The organism is Virgibacillus salarius (assembly GCF_039521925.1).
Lineage (GTDB): Bacteria > Bacillota > Bacilli > Bacillales > Amphibacillaceae > Virgibacillus > Virgibacillus salarius.
This window is the reverse complement of record NZ_BAAACY010000145.1, coordinates 69606-96585: the sequence shown is the minus strand read 5'-3', so window position 1 is coordinate 96585 and position 26980 is coordinate 69606. Positions and strand designations below refer to the sequence as shown.

The following is a 26980-nucleotide window of genomic DNA, read 5'->3' as shown; positions in this document are numbered from 1 at the left end:
GTAGATTTTTTACTCTAACAGGGGGGCGATACCTTTATGAATGCGGTCGGCTTTTTTGTTCTAAACGATTTGTAATAATTTTAATAAACTTTCTGCATAGCACTTTTCTACGTTACGCACCTTATTTTGCAACCACGCCACCATCAACTGGTAATTCCACCCCTGTGATATGATAGGCAGCATCTGATGCTAAGAACAACACAGCTTCTGCTACCTCGATTGGCTTACCTAATTGCGGCAATGCAGTTTGTGCAAGGAACCATTGCTTCATATCTTCTCGTTCAAAGAATTCCTCACTCATCGGTGTCTTTATAAATCCTGGATGAACAGAATTCACGCGAATATTGTCTTTTCCATAATCAACGGCAGCAGCTTTCGTTAACATACGTACTCCACCCTTAGATGCGGTGTAAGCACCAGCACCTGAACTACCAGTCAATCCTGCAATGGAAGAAATATTTATGATCGATCCACCTTTATTTTCACGCATATGCGGAATAGCTAATTTTATACCAAGAAATGTACTAGTTAAATTAATATTAATAATTTGATTCCAGCGTGCAAGCGTCAATTCTTCCATTGGTTCTGGCTGAGAAATTCCAGCATTATTTACAAGAATATCTAATTTTCCATGCGTATCAATGGTCGTTTGCATAACACTCTTCCAATCATCCTCTGAGGTAACATCATGTGCTAAAGCTAGCGCCTCACCACCAGCTGCTTTTATTTCATCAACTACCTCTTGAACAGCATTCACTTGAATATCTGTTGCAACTACTTTTGCACCTTCTTTTGCAAAAAGCAATGCTTCTTCTTTTCCCATACCACTACCAGATCCTGTTATAATTGCAACTTTATTTGTAAGCCTTGTCATGCTAATTAGCCCCTTTCAATTTGTGAATTAATCATAATGATAGTTTCACTATCATTATGATATTATCATTATAGTATTGTTTAAGAAATAGTTCCAATAGAATTGCTCAAAAACGATTCAAATTGACGAATATGAATTAGTTTGCTAGGATTTTTAGATGATATTCATTTATAATTATCATCTTTTCCGAATTTTTTATCCCACATATATTGGTAAATGGGGGATAAACACCCCCCAACTGATTGAAGTTTCACTTTATCCCGCATATAACTGGCAGTAAGACCCCAATTTAAGCAATAAAGCGAAACCAATATGGATAAGTGGGGGATAACCCCCCCTCCAACTGATTGAAGTTTCACTTTATATACATAAAACTTTTATCATTTAAAAAGGAGAAAGACCAATGAATCCGCAGGATAGATGGAAACAAGAAAGAATGGAAGGGAAAATGAAGCGAAGAAATAGTATTATCCTAGCTGCAGAAAAAGTATTTGCTAAAAAAGGTTTTGACAATACGACCATGCAGGAAATTGCCGATGAAGAAAATATTGGAATTGCTACCGTCTTCCGATACTTTCCTAAAAAGGAGAAGCTAATTGTAGCAGTAGCGATTAATATTGTGGAAAAATATATACCTATTTTTCAATCTATTGCTGATATGAATGGTAGTTGTTTAGATAAAATGGAAAGAATGTTTGATTTCTTTATCTCAGAAATAAATGAAGAGAAACTGGAAAATATGCAGCTTCTTGAGGTTTTTAAAAGTTATGCTTCTCTACAAACAGAGCCGTTGGAAGATATTGAAGCATATAATAGGTCGCAAAATAAAATATCAGTGATACTTGCATCCATTATAGAAGATGGGAAACAAGATGGATCTATACGATCTGACATCGATATAAAAAAGGTTCTAACCACTATTACGAATTCGTTTGGGCTCTTTTCTAGAAAGCTGTTGCTTTATGAACGAATCCCTATGCTTAAAGGAGATTTAGAGGCTGAAGAACAATTAAAAATCCTAAAAAATATTTTTATCGATTACTTACAACCAAGCTAACAAACGAAGGAGACTAGTACAGTCGTATTTTACTAAAGAAAATCAGAATGGCTGCAAATGTTCTCAACTAGCATTTGCAGCCATCCGTTTTTTTTCTGGTTTTAAATTATTTATTGCGATTTTGATAAATGTTATTCAGCGTTGCCCGCCCTTTTCTTACAAGCTTTTTAAGATCGTACAAACAGAATCTCCTACTTCCGTAGTTGACGCCGTCCCTCCCATATCGGCAGTTAAATTAACCTTGTTAATGAATAAGGCTTCAATAGTTGTTATTACCTTATCATGGATATCCTTTCTACCTAATTGTTCATACAAAAGTGCCAACGACCAGATTTGAGCAATCGGGTTCGCAATACCTTTTCCAGCAATATCTGGAGCTGAACCATGAACCGGCTCAAACATAGAAGGAAACTCACCTCCAGGATTTATGTTTGCAGAAGGGGATATCCCTAAACCTCCTACAATTGCAGATCCTAAATCAGAAAGGATATCACCAAATAAATTCGTTGCTAATACGACTTGAAAATCTTGAGGACGCTGTACAAAGTATGCAGCCAATGCATCTATATAATATTTTTCATATGAAATATCTAGATATTCCCCAGCAACACCCTCTATAATTCTGTCCCAAAATTTCATAGAGTGAATAATCGCATTTGATTTAGTTGCATTCGTAACCTTTGTTAAATTTTGCTTTTGCGCATAGGAAAATGCGAATTCTGCTATTTGTGTAACACCTTGTTTTGTCATTATATTATTTTGGATCGCCAATTCCCTGTGCTCTCCCGCAAACATTATTCCTCCAGCATTAGAGTATTCTCCTTCTGCGTTTTCTCTTATTAGCACAAAATCAATCGGTTTAGTGGATTGGTTACGTATCGGAGTATCCATACCTTTAAGTAATTTAATTGGTCGAAAGTTAACATACTGTTGAAATGATTTTCGAATTGGCATAATTAGTTCCCATAATGTAACATCATCTGGTACTCTTTCATCTCCGATTGCTCCGAAAAGAATCGCATCATATTCCTTAAGCTGCTTTAATCCATTTTCTGGCATCATACGACTGGTTTGTAAATAATAATCCGAATTCCAATTAAATATATCATATGTAATATGAATTGATTCTTTGGTATTAATAATTTCCAATACTTTTAACGCTTCATTCATCACTTCAACACCGATTCCATCACCAGGAATAACAGCTATTTTATAGTCCATATACTGTCCCCTTTCCTTTACAGCCTCTTTGTTAACGTATATGAAAATGAAGGTAGTAAATATGCTACTAAGCGAAACACCAAAGGATCAGAAAACTATACATGAATGAAGGTACTACAATTATCTAAGGTGCATCATCATGATATAAAAAAGTTGACCTTTCATTATTGTAAGGCTAACGTCACATAAATACATAGGTAATACTTCCTTTAGATACTATAATCAAAATTGTAATACTAAACAGTAGGGAGGTTAATCATCATGAAACAATTTATTTCGATATTCATAACGATATTGGAAACTTTTATTAATGGAAAACAGGTTGCTATGAAAATTAATAATGAGTAGCTTTTCATTTAGGAGGGATTGCTCGGTGAAAATAATTGCTGGATTAAGTATAGCAATCATTTTCGTTACCATTTTAACTGGAAGTCAAGGTAACGAAATAGATAATTACCCAAATGATATGATTTTTAATGATCACCATTTCAATAAAACTGGTCCATTTAACATAATAGAAGATGGAGATAAATCATTTCTAATTTTTAATGAGAATATATCTAATAACGACATAAAGAAACGATTAATCGAAAAACTTACAATCGATACTTCTAACCATATGAACAAAGTTGATCCATCATAAAAATCAGTACGTGTTCAACAATACTCTTCACTTAATTAAACTTGTCTTTCGTTATTAGCTCTTTTAGCGTGTACATGTTATCAGGGACATCAAAATGATGCTCTGATATTATACATACTAGCAGATACAAGGCCACATCCTGGATAGTACTAGGAAGTCCCATAATAAACTAGCCTTATAATTTACATCTAAATACTCTAAATCCTAGTTTTTCTTTGAACCTTTCCATTAATTCTTCATGTAAAACTAATACTTCAAACGTATCTTCATCAACCTTTTCAGATAGATCGAAATCATTTGTATCCTCTAATGTCATTTCTTCCTTTTTTAACTTCGGTTTTTCCACCCGCACGTGATGAAACCCTTCTCGGTACAATTGTTGCTTCCATGCTTCTTCTGTTTGTATTTCCGTAAATCCATAAAATGATGTTAGCATCCTCTTTTCATGATCCCTTAATGTGCGTTCACATACTATTTCTATCGCAATAAAGACTCCACCTGGCTTTAAGATACGAGTGATTTCTGAAAGGGCACGAGTAATTTCTGTAAAGGAAATAACAGATTCTGAAATAACCATATCGTATTCCTCTGATTTCAGTGGCAGCTGCGTGATATCTGCTTTCATGGTTTGAACTGGAAGCTTGCGTAGCTTAAATCGATTTATCGCTTTATCCACCATCATTTGATTATAATCTACGGCAGTAACGGCACATTGGTAAAACCCTGCAAGATATGCCGCCGTTTGACCAGTCCCACATCCTACATCCAAAATCACTGTTGATTCATTAATGTTTTCCTTTTTCAACAGCTCTTTTGTCAACTTCAATCCCCCTGGATGTGCACCTCCAACTCCAAGTTCGGCTAATCCTTCAAGATAATTCACGTTAAAGTCCTCCTTTCATTGTCAGACTATGACAATACAACAATTTCGGTCACAAAAATACATATAGTCTGGAAACGTCTATAAAAAAAGCGCATATGCTATCAAAATAATGATGTAAGGGTGGGGAAAAATGGGAGTTATACGGACAGATCAATGGTTGTTAAAGCACTATAAAACCCCTTTGAAAATCACGGAAAAGATGGAGGATTATTTTGAGCATGCTTACGCTGATGAAATATATGCCCACTTAACCCAATTCGGTATGTACCTGCCACCACTACAAAAACAACGAGTCAGGCAACTTATAAAAAAACAAGTTTGGCAAACCGTAGAGGAAGACTATCAACAGCTAAAAAGACTCTGGAATGGCCCTAGTGTTCCTATTTTCATTTTCCCATCTGATACCACCAACCGTAAGTTAAAAGATGATTATAATAGTAAGGCTGGGCTAACTTTTAAAGATAAACTTTTTTTATTTTTATCCGACACAAATACACCAAATGAAATAAAAGCATTACTTACGCATGAATATAATCATGCCTGTCGATTAACGAACTATTCCAAGGAAGAAGCAGATTATACTTTACTAGACACGATTATTTTAGAGGGGTTGGCAGAAAATGCTGTACGTGAACGGCTAGGTGAAAAATATACAGCATTCTATACAAGTAAATATTCAGATGATATGTTAAACGTTTTTTGGGAAAAACATATTCTACCTCATAACCAACTATCAAAAAAAAGTAGAAAACATCATCACATCCTTTATGGACTTCAATTTTATCCATTCATGATGGGTTATTCCGTTGGCAATTATCTAGTTAAAAAATACCTGGAAAAACATCGAGCTACTAGTCAGGAATTGCTAACATTAACTAGTGAAAAGATAGCAGAGCTAGATAATGTTGATATTAGGGGTTGAGTCGATTAAATAAATACAATCCCATAAAATTAATTATGGGATTGCTTGTACTTTGGAATAATCAGCAAAAACATTGCAGCAATAATAATGACCACAGTAACTATCAATACAGTTAAGATATTGGACGGACTTTCCGTTGGCTGTATCTCTTGTTTTCGGATAGTATTTCGATCTTGCTTTGAAAAAAGTGCTAATTGATCTGCTTTTGCTATAATCGTACTTGCTTCTAGTCGAGAAATTTGGAATAATTGCTCCCTTAACTGCATACTATCTGTTTGATCCTGCTTTTGGAATGTTAAATGTTTTTGTTCCTCTGGTAATTCTCCTCTTTTGCTTACATCATTTTGATATGATTTTTTTATTTCTATTTCCTTTTCTTTGTATTCATTAGGTTCCGGTGTATCGCTTCCTTCAGCAAAAACGGGACTACACCAGAAATAAGCTACTAGAACGAGTAAACTAAAGTGCTTCTTCTTCATCCTCATCCACCTTAGACTTATTTTTAAACTGCTGAATCGTGTAAATAAGAGCTGACATGAGTAACGATATTAAGGCTAGTATGAACATAGCTAAATAGGTGGATTCGCCTGTACCATATTGTAAAGAAATATATACATCCGTTATCGGATTATTAAATCGAAACTCCGGTACAATTAGATCTACTAAAGGTGAAATAAAAAACACGATCATCATCATACTTGTTATCCAACCGACAAATTGACCAATAAATAATCCCCCACGAACTATGTTTGCACAGGTAACCAACAACAATATAGTAAATAGCGACCATTGCATAGCTCTAGCATTATCTAATGAATACATGTTCAATCCATAAATACTAATAATCAACCCTACAGCTATATTTAAGAGCAAGAACAGTCCGCCTTGAACAAGATAGGATGTATTGGAATAGTAATTACTTAAAAAACCAATTAATAAACCACTTAATAAAATAATGATAAACATTATTACTGGTGGAATCCTATCTTCTGTTTCTGCTTTTACTTGACCATTCAGCTGTCCTTCCACTTGTACAGGATTTGATAAATAATTGAAAACAAGTGGATTTACTTGTCCATCCACAATTGTATTTCCTAGGATATCATAGATTTCATTCCGTACCTTTTCAGATGAAGCAACGTTTTGTGACCATTTATTATTTAATTCATCTGATTGCTGCTGAACCGTATTTACTTGTTCCTGTAGCTCTTCTGTGGAGGAAGTTATTTGATTTTGGTTTTCATTTAGTTTATTTAACAGTTCAGCCATATGCTCTAAATCAGACATGGTACCTTGCTGAATTTCGACCATCATTTCTCCATCTAATTGTTCTAGGACAGGAGATATCTTCCATTCAAAGGTATGATCGTTAATTTTCTGTAGTTTCTCTGTAATATTAGCTGAACCAAGCTCCATTTCTTCTATAATACTTTTAATATTTGTTTTTCCTTGATTCAGTTTATCATTATAAGAAGCAAATAAATCTTCTGTGTTTTTAATTAATTCACTAAGACCTATCCTTTCTTCTCCTACTGATTTTGATGAATTAATAGCGTTTAAATTCTTGCCAAATACATCATTGAGTTTTGTATAATAATTTGAATTTAAAGTAGTTAATGTATGTAATTCCTTCTCAAAAACGCTCAAAATGTCATTATTTACTTTTTTCTTTTGATTTAATGTATTCATGTAGACTGATAACTCTTCTGAATACACAATTAAAGAAATAAGTGGTTTATTATCCAATTTTAATTTTTCAAACTCACCCTTTAAAAACTCCCTTCTTTCATCAGATATTTCTTTACTTACTAATATTTTGTTTTGTTTCTCTTCAATGTTGTTAACTAATTTCAAAATGGGCTCTTCTATCTGATCCATCAGTTTTTTATAAGTTTTATTCCATTCATTGACGTGTTCTTCCCATACATCAATAATTTCATTAGGATTTGGATTGTTAGATTGCAATTCTACTAAAGCATTTAACTCCGTATCTAATTTTGCGAAGTTATTGACTATATTATTCCAGTCAGCCTTATCTTCTTTAGGAATTTCCGGCTCTTCCTCACTTGCGGCTGAAAACTGATCAATAGCCTTACCCAACTCTGCCATATGTTCACTCAGTTTTGCTAAATCAATTGTAATAACTTCATTCACATTAGGAGCTGTTGGAATATCAATGATATCTCTTTTTAAACCTTTTAAATTACGTATAGCTTTGTCTAGTTTAGTATTTGGTTCGTTTAAAAATTTATCTTTATACGTATTTATTTTTAATAAAAGTAATTCATATTTTTTTGCTTGTATTTCATTCCACTTATCCACATAGTTTCTACCGTGTACTACATTATTCTTTAAATGTTCAAAATTACCCAATAATTGATTTCGATTTTCTTTAAATAGCACCGATTGCTGCTTAAACTGTTCTTCAATTGAAGTTATACTTTCTTCAAGAGCCTGATGATATCTCGTCAATCCTTCATGAAATGCCTCTTGGTTTTCATCTAGATATATTTCTAATAAACGCTGTTGTTTCTTTTGCGTTTCTTTATATTCATTTAATGCTTTGGCAAAGGACTTCATTTTGTTTTCGACTTTTTCAGCAGTATGAACATTGCTTGATGATATCTCATCAACTTGACTCGTATCCTTTAATATGTTTTTCAAGTTAGATTTATGTACATCTATTTCATACGCTAATGTTTTTGACGAAGGTGTATAGAAGGAATACATTGCATCTTGAAAAGCAATTTCTTTTTCAACAATTAAATCAAACTGATCCCGAATATGATTGACCTGCTGAGAAACATAATTCCAATATAACGATATCATTTCTTGATTAATTATATTTTTAGCATTCGCCATTTGCCTATGGATTCGTTGTCGTTCCTTCGCTTCCAAATTAGGCTGAATTACATAATGAAGTGATGCCTTTGTCGGCTGATTCTCTTTAAAGGTCATTATATTTTTGGAGTAATTGGAAGGGATATACATAATCGCATCGTAATTTTTATTAGCAAGCCCCTGCTCTGCTGTACTTCGATTAACTACGGTCCATGAGTAATCCTCCTGATCTTTTAATAGGATAGGTATTTCATGCCCAAGATTAATCGACTGTAATTCACTTTCATATCCAGTATCTTCATTAACAATTGCCACACTTCGAATACTTGACTCTTCTTCCAGAATAATTCTAGGTTGACTATCCACATAACGAAATAATAGAAGTGGTAATAGTAATATAATTAGTACCTTCATGCTTAACCCTATGGATGCTTTCATTCCCTTGTCCATTTAATAGGTCACCCCTTCAAGGTCATAGCGTGGAATCTGAATTTTTATTGGGTTACCGTTTTTTACATAATAGCCAAAACCTGCTTTAATTTCTTGTTCATTACGTGTATATGGTAATGAAAGCAAGTTTTGCTCAGATTTTTTCATGAGTAAGATTGCTTGTTTCACTTGTTTGACTTCATTTGTAAATGGATCAAACCCTTTGGAAAATTCATTCGCACCACCAGAGACGATAACACTAAACCCAAGATGACTATTATGCTTCATAAAATTTGCTAATTTTGTTTGGAGCATAGTATCCAATTTCTGCTGAAAATTACTCATTCCGTCAATCATAAGTATATATGGAGAAAATAAGATTTTTGCTGTTTTTCTTTCCATCAAAGCTTCCCTATATGTTTGCTCTCGACGTTCAAACTCTCGTTCAATTTCTTTCAACCATGTTATTAATTCTTCCTTCGTTTCCATATAATTAACGGAATCTTCCTCTACATAGTTTGCTAATGAATGGTTAATAGAATCAAATAATCCAATTGTAGCTTTCTCCTTCATTCGATGGATAATAACTTTGCACACATTTGATTTACCTTTTTGTGCATCGCCAAGAATCAGGCAATGTCGATTTGTTTGCCAGTCCAGATACACAGGTTTTACATTTGCTTCATCCAAGCCAATTGCCGGGGTTTGTCCAGACAATTGAACATCTGAACGATTAAGAAATGATTGATATGATAACTTATGTGGTAACATCGGAATCGACTTTGGCTTCGGAGCATCTACATAGGTTTTATTTAGTAGTTGAATTATTCCTTTAATGCCTGTTAATACCTCAACATCACTTTCGCCACTTGAAGGCAGATAAATTTGCGCAAGAAATGGCTCTTCATTCTTAATATAAACTCTTCCAGGAATTGCCTCTGTTTCATATGCGGTTTTTCCAAGGATCGCATATTTATCCGACGTATCCATCAAGTAATGCACAATTTTTGTTTTCAGATTACTCATCAACGCATGCTTTACCGCGTTGGTTCGTGAAGCAGTCAGAATTGTATAAATACCAAGCGATTGACCATCTCTAGCAATTTGGATAAAGCGATTTTCTATTTCCTGCAATTCTTCTTTTACTAAATCATAGTTATCAATCACGATAAAGATAATTGGTAACTCCTCTTCTACTAAAGCATTATACATTTTAATATTACTAACTTCCTGATCCCTAAATAACTGCTTTCGCTCTTCCATCTGTGCTGACATAAAAGTGAAGAACTTCTCAATCTTTCTATGGTCATCTGACCGAAAATAATCTCCAGTTTGTGGCAGTTGTTGTAGTGGTAGAAGTGCTCCATTTCCAAAATCAAAAATATAATAGTTCATCTTTTCAGGGCTATTCTTCATTGAGAAACGAAGTAAAAATGTAAGTAGTGTCGTTGATTTCCCATAGCCTGAAGAGCCGAAAATACCAATGTTTCCATCGTCCATGACACGATAAAGATAACTAGTCTGTCTTTGTTGATCAGGTTCATCTACCAAACCTATCTCGTACGCATTATCTGCTACAATGTTGTCCTCTGTTTTTGTAATTCTCTGTGGGAGAGGAGGTAGCCAAGGACTTTGTAATTTGCGGATTTGCAATTCCTCTTGCACCTTGGAGATTTCCTCTACCACTGCATCTATTTCCGTTTTCTTATGCCTTGCTCCACTTTCTTCTGTTGAAACCTCTGATAAAGGAATAAGACCTAAGTCTGTAACCAACGCAACTTCATCCTCCGTACCAAACGCATCCTTTGTATATGGTCCCCCACTCCACGCGGATTGAAAAAGTTCATATACCTCATTATTTCCAACTTGTAAATATCCTCGTCCAGTGGTTGTGATTTTTGACGCATCACCATTCTTCAGAACCTCTTTGCTATCACTTTCCTCTTGAACTTTTAAAGCAATCTTGAACCGTGCATTGCTCCAAATTTGGTCATCAATAATACCACCAGGTTTTTGCGTAGCAAGAATTAAGTGTACTCCCAAACTTCTTCCAATTCGTGCAGCACTAACTAATTCTCTAATAAATTCCGGTTCTTCTCTCTTTAGCTCTGCAAATTCATCAGAGATTAAAAAGAGATGCGGCATTGGTTCCACGGCATCCCCTCGCTTATATAGAAGCATATAATCATGAATATGATTTACTTCATGGAGATCAAATAAACGCTGCCGTCTTCTCAATTCACTTTTAATTGAAGCAAGTGCTCGTTTACTAAAATTATTACTCCCTTCAATGTTTGTGATTGTACCTAATAAATGCGGAATGTGTTTAAATGGCTGAGCCATCCCACCACCCTTATAATCTATTAATAGAAAAGCTACCTCGTAAGGATGAAAATGAACAGCTAAAGATAAAATATAGGTTTGTAGAAATTCACTTTTTCCTGAGCCCGTTGTACCAGCTAACAAACCATGTGGTCCATGTGCTTTTTCATGTAGGTTTAATAATACGTGATCATCTTTTCCTTTAAGACCAACTGGTACAGCAAGTGATTTGGCGGACTGATTCTCTCGCCACTTATTGGCAATGTCTAAACAACGAATATCTGCTGATTGAAATAATTGTAAGAAGGTTACTTTCTCTGGAATTGAATTGTTCATCCCTAATTGATGATCCAAAGATCTCAGCGTTCGCGCAAAGGTTTCATTATCCTGTTTTTGATGCCCGTCAAGTTTAAATGGTATATGTACGGCTTTTTGATGTTGAATCAAGATATCTCCTTGCTGATCATCAATGTATCTTACCAAGGTGTGTATATGCTCCGATAAGCTTTCTTTCGTATCTGCTGCAAAAATAGTTGAGATGCCAATTGAAGCGTGTTCACCTTCTAAATATTCTAATATAGCATGTTCAGAAATTAACTGACGGTTCGTAATGATAAACACAAAATGCGGAGAAAAGGTTATTTTACCCTTTTCTTCGTCTAAATCTCGTTCCTTTAACATTTCATAAATGGAAGAAAGTAGTTGATCACGTGTCTGTTCATTATAAATGAATCCTTTAGCGTATGTATGTGGTAACTGAAAATGTGGCAACCATTTCATCCACTCCCATTGCTTATACTCTTCCTCATGAAATATAGTTACAAATCGAATATCATGATAGCTTTGGGAAAAACTTAATTGACCAACAATTTGCTGAATTTCCTTCTTTACGATTGAATCTTTACCAACCATTCCCATTGAACCTTGGGATAGATCAATAACTAATGGTACATTATTGACATACTTATAATGGGCAACAAGCTCCTGTGATTTTTCCAATAAATCATCCATTTCTTGGTTGGACATATCACTTCGTTGGACAGAAACATCGTAGGTAGATGGCACTCTTGCTCTACCAATACGAAACCGCAAAAAGTCATTACTTACTAATGTTCGTTCCCAGATACGATCACTAATTTCTTTTGTCAAATACTTCATGCGTTCAAATGAAGGGAAATGATAATAAAGTACCTCACGCTGTTTATTCGATAACTGGTAAAGTTCTTCACGCTTATTTTTTAAATAGCGTGTATATAACCTTTTTCGCTTTTCCTGCTTCTTAAGCTGATTTTTCTTTTCTTTAAAATATTGTACAGTAGAAGTTATTAGCGATGTACCAAACATTGCTAGAGAAATCAAAATAAAAATACCTCGTGGACGTAACAAGGCTACAACCCCCATAACAATAAGCATCATGAGCGGAGGTAAAATAATTAGCCAGATTCCTCGTCTTTCATCATCAATTTCCTCAGAAGGAAACGAAAAAGCAACTTTATCATCGGGCATTTCATAAATCATACGAGGTGTTCTACGAAACGATGGATACTTTTCCTTCATAACCGATGTTGGCTCTTTCATTTCTGTTAATTCTATAGAAAATTGATTATGCGCGTAAACGGTTAAGATATCGTTTTTCTTAATAGAAAAGAATATATATTGATGTAACAATTTATCGCCATACTGTATGGGTGTTACTCCTTTGACAATTTCACCATTTCGAAAAACAGAATCGTTAGTAGGTTGTAATATCCACGAACCATCATGCCTTACTAAGGAAAAATCACGTATGATCAGCTCCGAATGGTTGCCAATGTAATAGTCTTTTTCTTGATACTCCTGGTATCGATAAACAAGCTTTATCATTTGATTGTTTATGTTTAATTCATGCGGCTTGTCGGGTTCAATTTCACCTTTAAAATGCCCGCCATGAAATACTTCCAACTTTTGAACGCCCGTTTTACGAATTAAGATCTTTGATGAGTCTAAGGAGATGGATTGAATCGTAATTGTGTCGCTTAAACTATTCCCTATTAAAATATCTTGTAATCCGCTAAGTGATTGGTATTGATAGGACCCATTATAAAATAACCACAGATGCTCCATAAGATCACCTCCTGTTGTAAACTGTGTTTAATCGCCATTGTTTGATTTCGCTTCTTCATCAATTGGTGGTTCGTCTTGCCCTGAGCTACCCTCCTGGACTTGATCCATTGTTTCTTGATAGTCATCTATTTCTCGTTCAATTTTATTTAGTCTTTCCTCTCTTTCATCTCCACTAAGCTCTTGATCTATTTTTAATGCTTCACGTTGTTTTAATAGACCATACACGATTAAATCTCGGTCCTCCAATAACCTAGCGGTGTCAATTGCTTCTTGATAGTTACCACGTCCAATATTAATCCAATAAGAGAAATATCGCTCATCAGACTGTAAAGTAATGGTATTTTGAACATTTTGTTTTTGATTTTCTGTTAATGATTCATTAACAATGTAAGAGGAAGCAAGCTGATATTTCACTCCATAAGGCATAGATGCTTCATCATAGTTTTCAAGCGTTGTTACCACAGAACTATACTGTTCTTCCATAAATGACCGGTTACTATCTATATAAGCGTTTGTCTGCGGGATTTTGAAAAACAGTGCAAATAAACTATAGAAAAGCGTTGGGATTAATAATAGAGATACAGCGATCAAAGTGTAGCGTTGTACTTTCCATTTTTTTGCTGGCACATGTAATACAGACTGCTCATCTTTCTCTTTATTTTGTAATTGATGAGTGATAATCGACTGTAACTGTTCATAAGTTTCTGCATCCATAATTTGCTTTGCAATTGGCGACAGATCAAGTGTTTCATGGTGTTTTACATAGGAAGCGAAATCAATTTTATTATCTGCTATCTCCGCAATAACTGCCCTAACTTCTCTCCATAACCTTTCATCATTATCTTCATAAGGTGGTATGCTTTCACTTACACCATAATGTAAAAAATGGGGATTCAATCCATAGTCAAACAATATATTCTCAGGACAAACAATAATTTTTAATCGTTTTAAGGCATGTTTTTGTATATGTTGAACTAAGTTATATGCAAACTGCCACTGTGCCTGTTCACTCTTGGAGTATAGTTTATGAAAAGCATGATAAGATTTAGGTGGCGACAGATAGATTTTTAATTCGTCTTCCGTTCGAACTATTTCTTTACGGATCTCTTGATTAATGGACTTTAACCATTCAATTTCTAATTGATCGTTAAGTTTTACTTTTGCACGGTGAAAACTGATTTCTATTTTTCCATGTTCATACGAAATAGCTGCGTCTGTTTGTTTCTCTAAATATGTAAGCTCCTCAGACATTTCTTTGCTCCTTTAAACTATCAATTCCATCTAGTATCTTTATAGGATTTCGATACAGTCTCCTGTTGTAATGCCACATGCTTGTAAGGTTAACCCACCATTATAAACACGTTCCTTATTTTTTACGCGTATCCAATGTCCTTCTCTTGGTTTTCCTTCTATTTGTTTCGCCTGCCATGTGATATCAATCAGCTGTTTAATCATAAATTGATCAGATAATCGCAGTTCTATATTTTCTTGATGATAGCGTTCAATATTAACCGTGACATGTATATACATGTTTTTCTCCCCTATTATTTTCTATTTCGTAAAAAATAGTGCCGGCAATTTACATACTGCGGCACTATGACAAACTTACTATTTCTGTTATTATCCGCATAAAAAAGAAACAAAATAACTACAACTTAGAGTCTTATTTACGCATTTGACTAGCAATAGTTGCATCCGTATCATGGAGTGTTTGTGCCGTTGAAGCTAATTGTCTCTGCACATCCTCTAACAATTCAACCATTTGCATGAATGAAGGACGTAATTCTTCATATTGTCCCGCAAACGCATCTTTTGCATTACCTTCCCAGATTTCCTCTAATTTTTCCATTAGCCCATCCAAATTACCCACAATATTTAGTACATTTCCGCTTTCCATACCATACTGTTGAGCAATAGTTGCTAATTCTTCAGGACTTATACGCATCATGCCAGACATACAAACTTCCTCCAACTTTAATATCTATCGTTCTTTAGTGCCATTATAAAAGAAAATATTGGTAGTAGCTACCACTTAAATAGAATCTTTTCAAAAATAAGTATTTATAACCATGAAATTGAATGCCTTTAAAGTCTCTTACCACTCATAAGTACTATAATACTAGATGTTGACATTACTAATTTCCTACAAAACTATAATAGTTAACCCAAAATTTGCTGGATCAATGATAGAACCTAATAATCCGAAATGATTCAACTGAAATCGTTCGGATTATTAGGTGAATAAAATACGTTTGTCTCATCCTTTCTCTTACTACCAGAAGAAAAATGGCAATACCGCCAACGTTGCAATGGCTCCAAGTGCGACACCAAATCCGAAACCATAACCCGGTCCATAAAATCCAATTCCAAATCCGCCTAAGCCTTGCTGACCAAGTGGTCGTAAATATACTCGATTGGAGCTAACACGGTCAATTATCCCTCGATGAACTCTCCCATTGTGTGTTTTAATTTCGACAGCTTTACCTTTATGTCGTTGACAAACGGAATAGTAATGTGATCCTGACATATCATTCACCCCCCATTTGTAGTACAGATACAACATTTTATGTATAAAATATTGCATTGTAAAAGACAGATGTATCAGGTGAATAGCGGAAATAAAGAGATTTTCCAGAGAAATAGCGCCCAAATTCTGATGATCTGGGTGATAACCTATATCAATTCTTATCTGTGCTCATACATTATTAATGTAAACGGACTGGAGGTGTTAGCAACATGGGTGAAGCAGTAGGCGGATATGGCTACGGCAGTGGCTTTGCTTTAATTGTAGTCTTATTTATCCTGTTGATTATCGTAGGTGCAGCTTACGTTTGTTAATAGGCTATATAAATTAGTAGGAGGGGTTTAAATGGGATTCGGTTATGGATCTAGTTGTGGCTGCGGAGGCTATGGTTATGGAGCTCCAGCAGGTGGTGGATATGGTTACGGTGTTGGCGGATTTGCCTTGATTGTAGTCTTATTCATTCTTCTTATTATCGTTGGCGCAGCTTGGTTGTAATACCTTTCTTATAAAAAATTAGTTTTTTGGTGTTCTTCGTTATTTCAGTATAAAAGAACAACCTATACAATCAGGGCGCTATCATAGCGCCCTGACTTCCTTTTTCTATAAAAGAATATAAAGTTTAACTTATTTTACGTCATCTAACTTATTCTCAATGCTTGTCATTATTTTTGCTGCCTCTTCCCAATTTCCAGCCGATAATGCCGCTTGATAAGCATCAAACAACTCTGCTATTTCTTGCAGTTTTTGTTCAGAAGAATCAGTAATCCCTTCATCTTCCTTGGATTTTTTATCATTTTGACCTTCTTCCACTACCCGATTTGGATCAATATATTGAAGTATCTTATCCAATGCTTTATCAAAGGTTGCTTCCATAACAATATGGTCATCATATGCCATTACAATTTGCTTCACTTCAGGTAAAGAAGTAGCATTTGAGGATTCAATATAAATTGGCTCTACATACAACATTGTATCTTCAATCGGAATTGCTAATAGGTTTCCTCGAATGACTTCTGATCCTCCCTGCGACCATAAATTCAATTTTTGGGAAATGGTGCTATCTTGATTAATTCTATTCTCGATTTGTTGTGGCCCATAGCTGTTTTTCTGCTTAGGGAAACGATACACAAGCATTTCTCCATAGTTTTCTCCATCGTTTCGTACACCCATCCACGCAATCATATTTTGCCGATTCTTTGGAGTATATGGCATCATAAGCATGAACTCTTCTTCTTCATACTCTGGCAATTTCATCGTGATATAATAGGGCTCTATTTCAATATCTTCATTGTAATATTTCTCCGTTGGAAATTGCCAATAATCCTCCCTGTTGTAAAATACTTCTAAATTAGTCATATGATATGTTCCATACATTTTTGCTTGAATGGTAAATAATCTTTCTGGATATCGAAAATGCGAACGAACGTCTTCTGGTATTTCCTCTGTAAATAGATCTGGAAACATCTTCGCATATGTTTGTAATAATGGATCTTCTTTATCAACCATATAAAAATTAACTTCTCCAGTATACGCGTCAATTACTACTTTTACTGCATTCCGAATATAATTTTCATTTCCTACATGTGGTTTGGCATACGGATAATTTTCCGCAGTTATATAAGCATCAATCATCCATGCAAGACTACCATTCTCTCTCACAAAAATATAAGGATCCTTGTCGTATTGAAAGAATGGAGCAATCCGTTCAACACGATCCATAATATTTCTCGTTTGTAAAATCTGACTTTCACTTGTTATCTGGTCAGAAACAAACATACGAAATGATCCTTCTTGTAACGAAAATAGAAGTCGATTGATTCCAGATAAAGAGATACCGCTATTGGCAGCAAATCGATTGGATACATTCTCATCGCCGGAAGGATAATCAAATTCATCCTTCTTACTATTCACGATGACATTATCGTAATCTTGTTCCCCAAAATAAATTTGCGGACGAGTAATATCTATTTCTCCTTTTGGAGGAAGGTTTTTCACCATATACTCAGGCTGACCTTGTTCGGTAACTTGATTTACCTGACTCATAGCAACACCATAACCATGTGTATACCGGAGTTTTTGATTTACCCATGTTTTAGCCTGTGAAGGTAAGTCTACCGTACTCAATTCCCTCGCTCCGATAAACACTTGCTGGTACTCCCCGTTAATCTCATACCGATCAATGTCGATATTATTAAATTTATAGTAAGTCCTAAATGTTTGTAATTGATTATAAATATCTAGTAATGGTCTTGAATCATTGACTCTGACATTGTCTAGCGTTAACTTATTCCTATCAACCATTGCTTCAGTCAATGATTGATTAGCTGGATGCTCTCGCTCATCAATTCTTTCTAATTGATAGGCTGCTCTGGTATATTCCAAATTATGCTTTAGATATGGTGACTCCTTAGAGAATTCGTTTGGAGACACAATAAATTGTTGAACACCGACAGAAGCTAACTGCGCTACAATGACGAGCCCTAGATAACCAGCTATGGGGATTATCATCTGATAATATTTCCGACGATATAAAGCACTAACCATCCATACTGTTCCAATTACAGCAGTACCAGCTAAAATATAAGATGCCGGAATGTTTACGAGTTTATCGGTATAACTTAACCCATGTACAGCACTTTCTTGAAACAAATTAACTTGATTGGTTAACATGGATTCATAAGGCTGCAATAAATGGTGACTTGCCAAAAGAAGTCCGATCATACCTAATGTAATCCCCATATGAAGCTGTGCTGAACGGCTCATTTGATATAAATGAAAAAAGGAATAGAAACCAATCTCAATTACTAAATAGAAAATACTTAACCCTAGTAAAATGTATACAATCATTTTAATGAATGGCAAGACAAACATATAAAAGGAAATATCCATGTTAAAATACGGGTCATTTAATCCAAATGAGGATTGATTTACCATTTTCAGTAAAGGCTCCCACCCTATTCCTTGTACAATCATACTACCTATCGCACCGAATACAAGTGATATGGACGCCATTAATAATCTGCTCTGCTTCAGGTTTTCGATCATCGATGGTAGCTGATTATCGTGGAAATGACTAAGGTAGGAATTTCTTATCCATGAAATAGTAATATATGTAAGTATAAAGAAGAGGATAAATCCAAGAATACCGAGTATGACTTTACTGCCAATAATGGTTGTAAAAATACTACCAAATTGAAGTGAATCCATCCATATATAGTCAATAATCCATTGAAAGCTTATTAAACCAAGTGATAGGAGGATAATGATTATACCAAGAAATATCGCAAATCCAGTCCCAACACGTCTCCACTTTTTTGATTTTACTGTTTCCTTTTGTTCGTTATATTCCAAGTGCTAACCCCCTGAGAAAACTATTTCTTATATTGTAGCAAACTTCACAAGCACTATCTTCTTTTACGTGAATAATTGCTAAATGTTTCATTATTTTTATGCTAAAGCAAAAAAAGCACAAGTCCAAAAAGACTTCGTGCTATTTATCCCTAGCTACTTGTTGTTCAAGGCTGATAAACATGAGATTCCATCCATGTTTATACTGCTCTTTATATGATTTTTTCTCCTTCTCCATATCCTCAGCTTCCCGGCCTATCTCATGTGGAATATTTATAAATTGCGTGAATATCATTTCACAACCAGACTCAACTTCTTTCAGCTCTACCTTAATTTTATCCACTGATTCACTAAATTGCGGCATCTGAAATGTAAATACAATTTTTTTCGGCTCTTCAATCTCTAAGTACTTACCTATCGCTCGATAGTCCTTACCATCCCGGTGATCAACAATTTCCCATGTCCCACCGACAACTGAATGATTTGTACATACTTTATTTGACCCAGAAGTAGTAAACAGCCATCTTTTCATACAGTTTGGATCAAGCCAAGCATCGAATACCCTTTCTGGCCGTACAGAAAATTGACGCTTCATTTGTAATGTAACTTGTGATTCACTCGCCATTTCTCCCCTCCTAACACTCATCGTTATTTAGTTCTATTTCCAATTTATCAAATTGACTGTTCCACAGGTCCTCATAGAAACGCAGCCATTCTCTAGCTACAGAAAGTCCTTCTAACTGAATACTACAGCTATGAATACGGCCTTTGACATGACGATTTACTAACCCTGCCTTTTCCAATACCTTGATATGTTTGGAAATAGCTGCCAAAGAAATAGGAAAAGGTTTAGATAACTCCGATATGGTACAAGGATGGGCTGCTATTAAACGTATTATCTTCCGTCGAGTAGGATCAGCCAATGCGTGAAAAACATGATCTAATTTTGCTTCCTGCTGCTTAACGACCATCGTAATCCCTCATTCATTTACTATTTAAGTTTAGTTGCCAAGATACCCCAAATTTATCGTCTATCCAAGCAAACTTCTCACTAAACGGATAGCTGTCAAGTGGCATAAGCACTTGCCCTTCCTTAGAAAGTTCGTGAAAAGCATTCTCTATTTCTTGGTTTGACTCACACGCTACAAACAAAGAGATACCAGGTGTAAAAGACCATTCATGTTTAACAACACTATCACTACACATAAACGTTTGATCATTAATGATAAAAGTCGCTTGATGTACAGTTCCTTCTCTGCCAACTTCGCCCTTTCCATAGCGTATAATTTCCTTAATTTCTGATTGTCTAAATATAGACGTATAAATATTCATTGCCTCTTCTGCATTACCTGAAAATGTTAAAAAGGGGGTTACTTTTCCCATGTTTCCTTCATTCCTTTCTTTATTATTTAACCAATTAGTTAAATAATAAAGAATAGCCATCAAATAGTCAACCGAATGGTTAAACATTATTTTTTACACCTTAAATAGTGATTTTGATACCTTTTTTGAATTATAGTTCTATTAAAAACGATATCTAGCATAGAATCTAGAAAGAATAGGAAAGGCTGATTTCTATCATGAATCTAAAAAACACACTACTAACATCGGTTATTAGTACAGTCATATTACTTCTGCTTGTGGCTTTTATGACTCTACCAAAAATTCATGCTGATCTCTTTCATGTACCATTGATAAGTAAAATCACGGAGTCAACTATTTTTTCAGATGCCTTGCTTTTTATAATGAGTACGGAAATACCTCAATTGGATAATCATTTGGAGGAAAATGGTATGGAAACTCCAAAGTTTTCACGATTACTTTTTGAAGGAACATCAGGGATTACACCTAACAATTTTAACAGCCTGCTAAACCTAGAGTTGCCGGGATTAACTGCTTATTCCAATAATATTTATACGGCAGGAGCAGACAAAAATAGCACAAATATACCAATGGAATCTCCACCTCCTGATTTTGAAGATTTGCTAAAGGAAGATTCAAATAATAAAAAAACGGAGCAACCCAACGAGGAAAGTGATGATAAAGATAACGCGGAAATATTTATCTATCATAGTCATAGTTGGGAAGCTTTCCTACCTTTATTAGGAGATTCAAAGAAAAAACCTAGTGATGCATCAAGTACCGATAATAGTAAAAATATTGTAATGGTGGGCTCTTTATTAACAGAGCAATTAGAAAAACAGGGAATAACTACATTTCACGATACAACGAATGTAACAGCAGAATTACACAAAAAAGGGTGGGATTATTATGATTCGTATAAATATTCACGTCAAACCATCGAAGAAGTAATGGCATCCAACAATCATGTAAATTATCTAATCGATATTCATCGTGATGCACAACGAAAAGAAAAAACTACTATTAATGTTCATGGAAAAAATTACGCCAAACTCTATTTCATTGTAGGGGTAGAACACAATAAATACAAAGAAAACTTAAAATTTGTTGAAGCATTAAACGATCGTCTAAAAGAAAAATATCCAGGAATTAGTCGCGGTATCTATTTAAAAGATAAGTCAGAAGGAAATGGTATTTATAACCAAGATCTCTCTGCAAAATCTATTCTAATTGAGGTCGGCGGCGTCGATAATAACAAGGAAGAACTTAGCAATACAACAGAAGCATTAGCTAAAGTTATCAGTGATTATCATATGAATGCAGAAAAGGTAAATGCTGACGGTTAGTAGAAATGTATTTTCTATAAGGGGCTCTTCACGTTTCTCAGGCTATCGAAAATCTCGATAGCCTATTTTTGCAGGTTTTCCTACTTTTCTATCCCTTAGCATCTCGCTTAAAAGCAAAGGAAGATTTCTTCAATAGAAACAAGCGTTCCTCCATCTATTTTTATCAAGCGATATATCTAATAATTCCCGCTACATATTTTATAATTTAATAAAATTACGAAACTTTTCCTTATTTTACTACGTATTACTATTAAAGAAAAAGTTGCATAACAACTTTATGAAGGATGTGATTCGAATGTCCCTATTTGGTGCACCAATTGAGACAGTCTATTTATATGTACTTATCATAGCAGGACTCTTAACTGTTCTTTACATTTTTTTCGGAGACTTTCTCGAGGGGATTGGTGAAATTTTTCCATTCATAAATCCCGTGCTCATCTTAGCATTTATTACTTTTTTTTCAGCAGCAGGATATATCCTAGAGTCCACTACTACATTATCTAGTCTTTTTATTATAGGTTTATCTCTAGTTATAAGTCTTATTTTAGATACACTATTAAATATTTTTATTCTTATTCCCTTATCTACAGCTGAGGAATCGTTAAGTTACACAGAAGAATCGTTAATTGGAAGAGTTGGTAAAATCATTATTCCAATTCCTGATGAAGGATATGGGGAAGTTGTTATTGAAAGTAAAAGCGGAATGATATCAAAACCTGCAACACAATATACAACAAAAGGTATTCATGAAGGCACTCAAGTATTAGTACTTGAGGTGAAAAATGGTGTGCTCTATGTAGAACCTTATGAAGATGAATTGGAAGTCTATGAATCTGATTAACCCTACAAATCCAATTTGGAATTGTACGTTAATAATATACATGTTGGAGGAGGAAATTTATGTTTGAAGGATTTTGGATTGTTATCGGAGTTGCGGTTTTCTTATTATTAGCATTAATTGGAGTCTTTATCACAAAATACCGAACCGCTGGTCCAGACGAAGCATTAATCGTAACTGGGAGCTACCTAGGTGGGAAAAATGTTCATGTAGATGAATCAGGTAATAAGATTAAGATCATTCGAGGAGGGGGTGCCTTTGTACTACCTGTTTTCCAACAGGCGGAACCACTCAGCTTGCTTTCTAGTAAATTAGAAGTAACCACACCAGAAGTTTATACTGAACAGGGAGTTCCTGTTATGGCAGATGGGACAGCAATTATTAAAATCGGTGGATCGATTGGAGAGATTGCAACTGCCGCAGAACAGTTTTTAGGCAAATCAAAAGAAGACAGAGAAAATGAAGCACGAGAGGTCTTAGAAGGACACTTGCGCTCCATTCTCGGGTCAATGACTGTCGAAGAAATTTACAAAAACCGTGATAAATTCTCACAGGAAGTACAGCGTGTTGCATCTCAAGATTTAGCAAAAATGGGCTTAATCATTGTCTCATTTACTATAAAGGATGTTAAGGATAAAAATGGTTATCTTGAATCACTTGGTAAGCCCAGAATTGCGCAAGTAAAGAGAGATGCTGATATAGCTACAGCAGAAGCGGATAAGGAAACACGTATAAAACGCGCTGAAGCAGCGAAAGACGCGAAAAAGGCTGAATTAGAAAGATCTACAGAAATCGCCGAGGCAGAAAAAGTGAATCAATTGAAAACTGCTGATTATCGTAGAGAACAGGATATTGCAAAAGCCCGAGCTGACCAAGCCTATGATTTAGAAACAGCCCGAGCAAAGCAGGAAGTAACCGAACATGAAATGGAAATAAAAATCATTGAACGTCAAAAGCAAATTGAATTGGAAGAAAAAGAAATTCAAAGACGAGAAAGACAATATGATTCTGAGGTTAAGAAGAAAGCAGACGCAGATCGTTATGCGGTAGAGCAATCAGCTATCGCCGATAAGACAAAACAAATAGCTGAGGCAGAAGCAAATCAATACCGAATTGAAGCTGAAGCCAGAGCAGATGCAGAGCGTGTAAGGGTTGATGGTCTTGCCAAGGCTGAATCTCAACGAGCACAAGGAGAATCTGAAGCAGAGGTCATCCGACTTACTGGATTAGCAGAGGCTGAGGCAAAACGTGAAATTGCAGAGGCATTTGAACAATATGGTCAAGCAGCCATATTAGATATGATAATGAAAATGCTACCAGAATATGCAAAAGAAATTGCCGCTCCACTTTCAAATATTGATAAGCTTACGGTTGTAGATACTGGAAGCAGTGGAAGTGACGGTGGTGCTAATAAGGTATCTGGATATGCTACAAACTTAATGGCAAGCTTGCAGGAATCCCTCAAAGCTTCCTCAGGTATTGATGTAAAAGAGCTATTAGAAAATATAACCGGAAAAAACAATCTTTCAGATAATACTGACTTCGAACAAATAAGGTATAGAAAAAATGACACCGAACAACAATTAGCAGAGATAGATCACAATAAGTAATCATGTGGATATACTTAATGGATAGGAGCTTTCGCTGTTCAAAGATGGGACAAAATTAACATAATTAACCCAAGAGCCAAACGATAAGATACCAACCCCCGGAAGTTAGAGAGAAAATCTAATTTATGGAAGCGATGTATCGTTGCTGAAGCCTTATCCGCAGAAAGCGTAGTATTTTGTTCGACTGATGAAAGAACCTGGTTTGTGTAAACAAAGGGGTCAGAACAAACCTTGATCAGTGGGGATTTTGTTTATTCCCCACTGATTGAGGTTTCACTTTATTGCTTGAACTGGCAGTCTTACTGCCAGTTATATACAAGATAAAACACATTTGTCTCAGCCCACTAATTTTAGTATGTTTATTTCTCATCTTTTATCGTTTCGTGCCTTTACGATTAAGAAATGTGGTTGCTTCATTAATGTTTCATAACCTGTTGGATTCTGTTCTTTAAACTTTCGTGTTGGTTGGGGTTCAATTACTTGTTCAAGTGAGAAATAAGAAAGTGTATCGTTTAAAATAGATTGCATTGACCTACTATATGAGTAAACATCGACGGATACCCCCGCTTTTTTCCATTTATCCTTCATTAGTTCTACTTTAAAATAATTAGTCATATGGTCTAATAAGAATTTCATCTGTGGGTGATGTACAGAAAATAATAGTAAGCCAGATGGTTTTAATATACGTTTAAATTCAACGAAGGTCTTGTGCCAATCTTTTAAGTAGTGAAGCGTTAAAGAACTAACAATGATATCATAGGAATTATCCGTAAATGGAAGTACTTCTTCTAAATCAACACAATATGCCTGTACTGTTTCTCCCATTCTTCTCTTTGTAGCAGCTACCATTTTGGGGCTGAGATCAACTGCTGTTAGCCTCCCCCCTCTTTTCACCAATTGTTCTGTATACCAACCTGCTGCACAGCCTGCATCCAAAACTGATTTCCCTGTTAAATCCTCAGGTACTTGCTTCAGCATAGCTGGTCTTTCATATTGGCTATTGTATAAGCTTACTTTGTCAACCTCTTGTTCATACGCGTAGGATAATTGATCAAACGATTGTTTTATTTTGGATTTCATTAGCACTACCCCTTTCATAACAGCCCAATGTTATAGTTAACGCGAAAAATGGAAACTATCCTTGCTTGTTTATATGAACTAGTCTACGTCAATTTTTTGTATTTCTTGAAGCTCTTTCTCCCTAAAAACGAGCTTGTAGATTGCTGGCATTGCAAGCTTTTCCCAAAACGAAAAATCATAGCGACGATCAAAATAGTTCATGATGAGTACCATAATATTTCCATGTGTTCCAATTACAATATTCTCATTCTGATGAATTTCCAATAGTTCAAAAATGGACTTAACTCCTCTATGTTGTGCCTCATAATTGGACTCACCACCTGTGAAAGCAAAATCATAATTGCCCCAAACCTTGGTAATGGCTGTTTGAAAATCCTTTACCGGTTTATCTGACAAAATCCGCTCTTTAACATTTTCAATCAGACCTATCGTTTTGTCCTACTGTCTAGCCGTCCCTTCAATAGTTTGAATAGCTCGTCGATAAGGGCTCGAATAGACATGGTGAATGTTTTCTTTTGTGAGTTTATCTGTTACTTGACTAGCAGCAATTACACCTTGTGCTGATAAGGTTCTATTGTACTCATCAGGTGTATACGTTGAATGAGCATGCCTTACCAAATAAATTGTTGTTACCATCAACTATCCTCCTTCCCTCATTTAGATTTCCAATTGCCATTAGCTTCTATCGTATTATCTAACACAGTTTGAATACGCTTCTTCATTTGCAAAGGTAAATTTTCTTCGATTGCAGCTAATAGAATACTAGGATAACAGATACCATTACCCAGGAAATAATTTTCTAATTGTTTTACTTTTCGCTCTCTTCCCGGGATTAACTGGTAGAGGATAAACCAATCCTCTAATTTACAAAAAGGAACCTTTTTACCCTTGATTTGATGCTCAACAATAGAATTTTTGGTGAATGCATACGTATATACCCCATCTGAATGCCCGATCTTAAATTCACTCATTACATCTACTTCTAGCTGATCCACACAAAATTTAAAGAAATACGTAGTTAAAAAGGGATGTTTCTTTTGTACGTCCTTTTCTGTCCCAATACATCTCATAGCCCCCGTGAAAAGCTGTACCTCATTATCAGGAATGATTAAGTCTAAATCATGGACTTCATCTACAATGCCGTATTGATATAAAAGTTGGGAACCCCCAATCCCCCATGTCCCTTTTGTTGCATTTAAAGTGTCGGTTATGAAGAAATCATTCTGCACGCCTCCTCTTCGACTTATTATACCGAATCCATAATACTCTGACAAAAGAAACTCAACGCGTAACGTTTTATTTACGCTAAATTGATAGTAGTCCTCGAATAAGTAGGTATCATCCTAGACGTGTACACAAAATTAAGACATTGAAAAACCGTTATACGTCGTGTATGAGAAGGATCGAAAAAACAGGTCGATGAAACGGCGAGCGGCTTTCTAATGAAGGTAAGTAGATCTACAGAACACGGAAGATTGTCTTCCCCTATATAAGATGGCGTTAGATAAGGGGGATTCTTTTCCGTATAAAGACAGAGAATACTGGAGACTTCCGCATTCGTCCCACACACACAACAA

Annotated in this window: 24 protein-coding genes and 1 pseudogene; 8 read left to right on the top strand and 17 right to left on the bottom strand. The window is 35.3% G+C overall.

The genetic code is table 11. The annotated features are described in order from the left end of the window. Positions 1-121: 121 nt before the first annotated feature. Entirely contained in the window at positions 122-874 is a 753-nt protein-coding gene (locus ABDZ84_RS17995; protein WP_026682166.1) for an SDR family NAD(P)-dependent oxidoreductase, read from the bottom strand. Between the two features lie 403 nt (positions 875-1277). Here ABDZ84_RS17995 and ABDZ84_RS17990 point away from each other — a divergent pair, with 403 nt between their 5' ends. Then, positions 1278-1931, top strand: a complete 654-nt coding sequence (locus ABDZ84_RS17990; RefSeq protein WP_026682167.1) for a TetR/AcrR family transcriptional regulator — start codon at positions 1278-1280, stop codon at positions 1929-1931. A 156-nt stretch (positions 1932-2087) separates the two neighbouring features. Here the strand turns inward: ABDZ84_RS17990 and ABDZ84_RS17985 are convergent, their stop codons facing one another. After that, the gene (locus tag ABDZ84_RS17985) at positions 2088-3152 is read right to left on the bottom strand and encodes an isocitrate/isopropylmalate dehydrogenase family protein (protein ID WP_026682168.1); all 1065 of its coding nucleotides are present in this window, start codon (positions 3150-3152) and stop codon (positions 2088-2090) included. Positions 3153-3492: 340 nt separating this feature from the next. Between ABDZ84_RS17985 and ABDZ84_RS17980 the strand changes: the two genes are divergently transcribed. Beyond that, positions 3493-3795, top strand: a complete 303-nt coding sequence (locus ABDZ84_RS17980; protein WP_162986397.1) for a hypothetical protein — start codon at positions 3493-3495, stop codon at positions 3793-3795. 175 nt (positions 3796-3970) lie between these two features. Here the strand turns inward: ABDZ84_RS17980 and ABDZ84_RS17975 are convergent, their stop codons facing one another. Further along, a complete protein-coding gene (locus ABDZ84_RS17975; protein ID WP_026682170.1) occupies positions 3971-4678 on the bottom strand; it encodes a class I SAM-dependent methyltransferase in 708 nt (235 codons plus the stop codon). Positions 4679-4808: 130 nt separating this feature from the next. Between ABDZ84_RS17975 and ABDZ84_RS17970 the strand changes: the two genes are divergently transcribed. Next, positions 4809-5600 (top strand): DUF2268 domain-containing putative Zn-dependent protease, encoded by a 792-nt coding sequence (locus tag ABDZ84_RS17970; RefSeq protein ID WP_026682171.1) that lies wholly within the window; start codon positions 4809-4811, stop codon positions 5598-5600. Positions 5601-5629: 29 nt separating this feature from the next. Here the strand turns inward: ABDZ84_RS17970 and essA are convergent, their stop codons facing one another. The 7 genes from essA to ABDZ84_RS17935 form a co-directional block, all read right to left on the bottom strand. Next, complete coding sequence (gene essA / locus ABDZ84_RS17965; protein ID WP_343782480.1) at positions 5630-6079, bottom strand: type VII secretion protein EssA; 450 nt, start codon at positions 6077-6079, stop codon at positions 5630-5632. After that, complete coding sequence (gene esaA / locus ABDZ84_RS17960) at positions 6060-8891, bottom strand: type VII secretion protein EsaA (protein WP_026682173.1); 2832 nt, start codon at positions 8889-8891, stop codon at positions 6060-6062. The genes essA and esaA overlap by 20 nt, the downstream gene beginning before the upstream one ends. After that, positions 8892-13295 (bottom strand): type VII secretion protein EssC, encoded by a 4404-nt coding sequence (essC, locus tag ABDZ84_RS17955; protein WP_026682174.1) that lies wholly within the window; start codon positions 13293-13295, stop codon positions 8892-8894. A gap of 27 nt (positions 13296-13322) precedes the next feature. Then, positions 13323-14546 (bottom strand): type VII secretion protein EssB, encoded by a 1224-nt coding sequence (gene essB, locus ABDZ84_RS17950; RefSeq protein WP_026682175.1) that lies wholly within the window; start codon positions 14544-14546, stop codon positions 13323-13325. A 39-nt stretch (positions 14547-14585) separates the two neighbouring features. Next, entirely contained in the window at positions 14586-14825 is a 240-nt protein-coding gene (yukD, locus tag ABDZ84_RS17945; protein WP_026682176.1) for an ESX secretion system protein YukD, read from the bottom strand. 133 nt (positions 14826-14958) lie between these two features. Next, positions 14959-15252: a WXG100 family type VII secretion target gene (locus tag ABDZ84_RS17940; protein ID WP_026682177.1), complete on the bottom strand. Its 294-nt coding sequence runs from the start codon at positions 15250-15252 to the stop codon at positions 14959-14961. A gap of 315 nt (positions 15253-15567) precedes the next feature. Further along, positions 15568-15822, bottom strand: a complete 255-nt coding sequence (locus ABDZ84_RS17935; RefSeq protein ID WP_026682178.1) for a hypothetical protein — start codon at positions 15820-15822, stop codon at positions 15568-15570. A gap of 209 nt (positions 15823-16031) precedes the next feature. Between ABDZ84_RS17935 and ABDZ84_RS17930 the strand changes: the two genes are divergently transcribed. Further along, positions 16032-16133 carry a YjcZ family sporulation protein gene (locus ABDZ84_RS17930; protein ID WP_080668726.1) on the top strand — a complete coding sequence of 34 codons (102 nt, stop codon included), beginning with the start codon at positions 16032-16034 and terminating at the stop codon, positions 16131-16133. 31 nt (positions 16134-16164) lie between these two features. Beyond that, positions 16165-16314, top strand: a complete 150-nt coding sequence (locus tag ABDZ84_RS17925; RefSeq protein ID WP_034679373.1) for a YjcZ family sporulation protein — start codon at positions 16165-16167, stop codon at positions 16312-16314. A 129-nt stretch (positions 16315-16443) separates the two neighbouring features. Here the strand turns inward: ABDZ84_RS17925 and ABDZ84_RS17920 are convergent, their stop codons facing one another. The 4 genes from ABDZ84_RS17920 to ABDZ84_RS17905 all read right to left on the bottom strand — a co-directional run bounded on the left by ABDZ84_RS17920 (position 16444) and on the right by ABDZ84_RS17905 (position 20550). Further along, the gene (locus ABDZ84_RS17920; protein WP_343782473.1) at positions 16444-19170 is read right to left on the bottom strand and encodes a UPF0182 family membrane protein; all 2727 of its coding nucleotides are present in this window, start codon (positions 19168-19170) and stop codon (positions 16444-16446) included. Positions 19171-19309: 139 nt separating this feature from the next. Then, complete coding sequence (locus tag ABDZ84_RS17915) at positions 19310-19792, bottom strand: SRPBCC family protein (protein ID WP_121604996.1); 483 nt, start codon at positions 19790-19792, stop codon at positions 19310-19312. 10 nt (positions 19793-19802) lie between these two features. Then, positions 19803-20138, bottom strand: coding sequence for an ArsR/SmtB family transcription factor (locus ABDZ84_RS17910; protein ID WP_026682180.1), 336 nt, complete (start codon positions 20136-20138; stop codon positions 19803-19805). 13 nt (positions 20139-20151) lie between these two features. Continuing rightward, positions 20152-20550 (bottom strand): VOC family protein, encoded by a 399-nt coding sequence (locus ABDZ84_RS17905; RefSeq protein WP_026682181.1) that lies wholly within the window; start codon positions 20548-20550, stop codon positions 20152-20154. A gap of 197 nt (positions 20551-20747) precedes the next feature. On the opposite strand from ABDZ84_RS17905, the gene spoIIP reads away from it, so the two are divergent. From spoIIP to floT, 3 genes are all read left to right on the top strand, one after another. Next, positions 20748-21875 carry a stage II sporulation protein P gene (spoIIP, locus tag ABDZ84_RS17900; protein WP_121604995.1) on the top strand — a complete coding sequence of 376 codons (1128 nt, stop codon included), beginning with the start codon at positions 20748-20750 and terminating at the stop codon, positions 21873-21875. Positions 21876-22170: 295 nt separating this feature from the next. After that, entirely contained in the window at positions 22171-22716 is a 546-nt protein-coding gene (locus ABDZ84_RS17895; protein ID WP_121604994.1) for an NfeD family membrane protein, read from the top strand. Between the two features lie 59 nt (positions 22717-22775). Next, a complete protein-coding gene (gene floT, locus ABDZ84_RS17890; protein WP_121604993.1) occupies positions 22776-24323 on the top strand; it encodes a flotillin lipid rafts scaffold protein FloT in 1548 nt (515 codons plus the stop codon). A 366-nt stretch (positions 24324-24689) separates the two neighbouring features. Here the strand turns inward: floT and ABDZ84_RS17885 are convergent, their stop codons facing one another. From ABDZ84_RS17885 to ABDZ84_RS17875, 3 genes and pseudogenes are all read right to left on the bottom strand, one after another. Then, complete coding sequence (locus tag ABDZ84_RS17885) at positions 24690-25403, bottom strand: class I SAM-dependent methyltransferase (RefSeq protein WP_343782468.1); 714 nt, start codon at positions 25401-25403, stop codon at positions 24690-24692. A 78-nt stretch (positions 25404-25481) separates the two neighbouring features. Further along, positions 25482-26039 (bottom strand): annotated as a pseudogene (locus tag ABDZ84_RS17880) (histidine phosphatase family protein). Between the two features lie 17 nt (positions 26040-26056). After that, positions 26057-26632, bottom strand: a complete 576-nt coding sequence (locus ABDZ84_RS17875) for a hypothetical protein (protein ID WP_343782466.1) — start codon at positions 26630-26632, stop codon at positions 26057-26059. Between the last annotated feature and the right edge of the window lie 348 nt (positions 26633-26980).

Excerpts from the sequence above, each read along its gene's own strand:
- ABDZ84_RS17995 (WP_026682166.1), bottom strand. The coding sequence starts at position 874 with ATGACAAGGCTTACAAATAAAGTTGCAATTATAACAGGATCTGGTAGT.
- ABDZ84_RS17990 (WP_026682167.1), top strand. The coding sequence starts at position 1,278 with ATGAATCCGCAGGATAGATGGAAACAAGAAAGAATGGAAGGGAAAATG.
- ABDZ84_RS17985 (WP_026682168.1), bottom strand. The coding sequence starts at position 3,152 with ATGGACTATAAAATAGCTGTTATTCCTGGTGATGGAATCGGTGTTGAA.
- ABDZ84_RS17980 (WP_162986397.1), top strand. The coding sequence starts at position 3,493 with ATGAGTAGCTTTTCATTTAGGAGGGATTGCTCGGTGAAAATAATTGCT.
- ABDZ84_RS17970 (WP_026682171.1), top strand. The coding sequence starts at position 4,809 with ATGGGAGTTATACGGACAGATCAATGGTTGTTAAAGCACTATAAAACC.
- essA (WP_343782480.1), bottom strand. The coding sequence starts at position 6,079 with ATGAAGAAGAAGCACTTTAGTTTACTCGTTCTAGTAGCTTATTTCTGG.
- esaA (WP_026682173.1), bottom strand. The coding sequence starts at position 8,891 with ATGGACAAGGGAATGAAAGCATCCATAGGGTTAAGCATGAAGGTACTA.
- essC (WP_026682174.1), bottom strand. The coding sequence starts at position 13,295 with ATGGAGCATCTGTGGTTATTTTATAATGGGTCCTATCAATACCAATCA.
- essB (WP_026682175.1), bottom strand. The coding sequence starts at position 14,546 with ATGTCTGAGGAGCTTACATATTTAGAGAAACAAACAGACGCAGCTATT.
- yukD (WP_026682176.1), bottom strand. The coding sequence starts at position 14,825 with ATGTATATACATGTCACGGTTAATATTGAACGCTATCATCAAGAAAAT.
- ABDZ84_RS17940 (WP_026682177.1), bottom strand. The coding sequence starts at position 15,252 with ATGTCTGGCATGATGCGTATAAGTCCTGAAGAATTAGCAACTATTGCT.
- ABDZ84_RS17935 (WP_026682178.1), bottom strand. The coding sequence starts at position 15,822 with ATGTCAGGATCACATTACTATTCCGTTTGTCAACGACATAAAGGTAAA.
- ABDZ84_RS17930 (WP_080668726.1), top strand. The coding sequence starts at position 16,032 with ATGGGTGAAGCAGTAGGCGGATATGGCTACGGCAGTGGCTTTGCTTTA.
- ABDZ84_RS17925 (WP_034679373.1), top strand. The coding sequence starts at position 16,165 with ATGGGATTCGGTTATGGATCTAGTTGTGGCTGCGGAGGCTATGGTTAT.
- ABDZ84_RS17915 (WP_121604996.1), bottom strand. The coding sequence starts at position 19,792 with ATGGCGAGTGAATCACAAGTTACATTACAAATGAAGCGTCAATTTTCT.
- ABDZ84_RS17910 (WP_026682180.1), bottom strand. The coding sequence starts at position 20,138 with ATGGTCGTTAAGCAGCAGGAAGCAAAATTAGATCATGTTTTTCACGCA.
- ABDZ84_RS17905 (WP_026682181.1), bottom strand. The coding sequence starts at position 20,550 with ATGGGAAAAGTAACCCCCTTTTTAACATTTTCAGGTAATGCAGAAGAG.
- spoIIP (WP_121604995.1), top strand. The coding sequence starts at position 20,748 with ATGAATCTAAAAAACACACTACTAACATCGGTTATTAGTACAGTCATA.
- ABDZ84_RS17895 (WP_121604994.1), top strand. The coding sequence starts at position 22,171 with ATGTCCCTATTTGGTGCACCAATTGAGACAGTCTATTTATATGTACTT.
- floT (WP_121604993.1), top strand. The coding sequence starts at position 22,776 with ATGTTTGAAGGATTTTGGATTGTTATCGGAGTTGCGGTTTTCTTATTA.
- ABDZ84_RS17885 (WP_343782468.1), bottom strand. The coding sequence starts at position 25,403 with ATGAAATCCAAAATAAAACAATCGTTTGATCAATTATCCTACGCGTAT.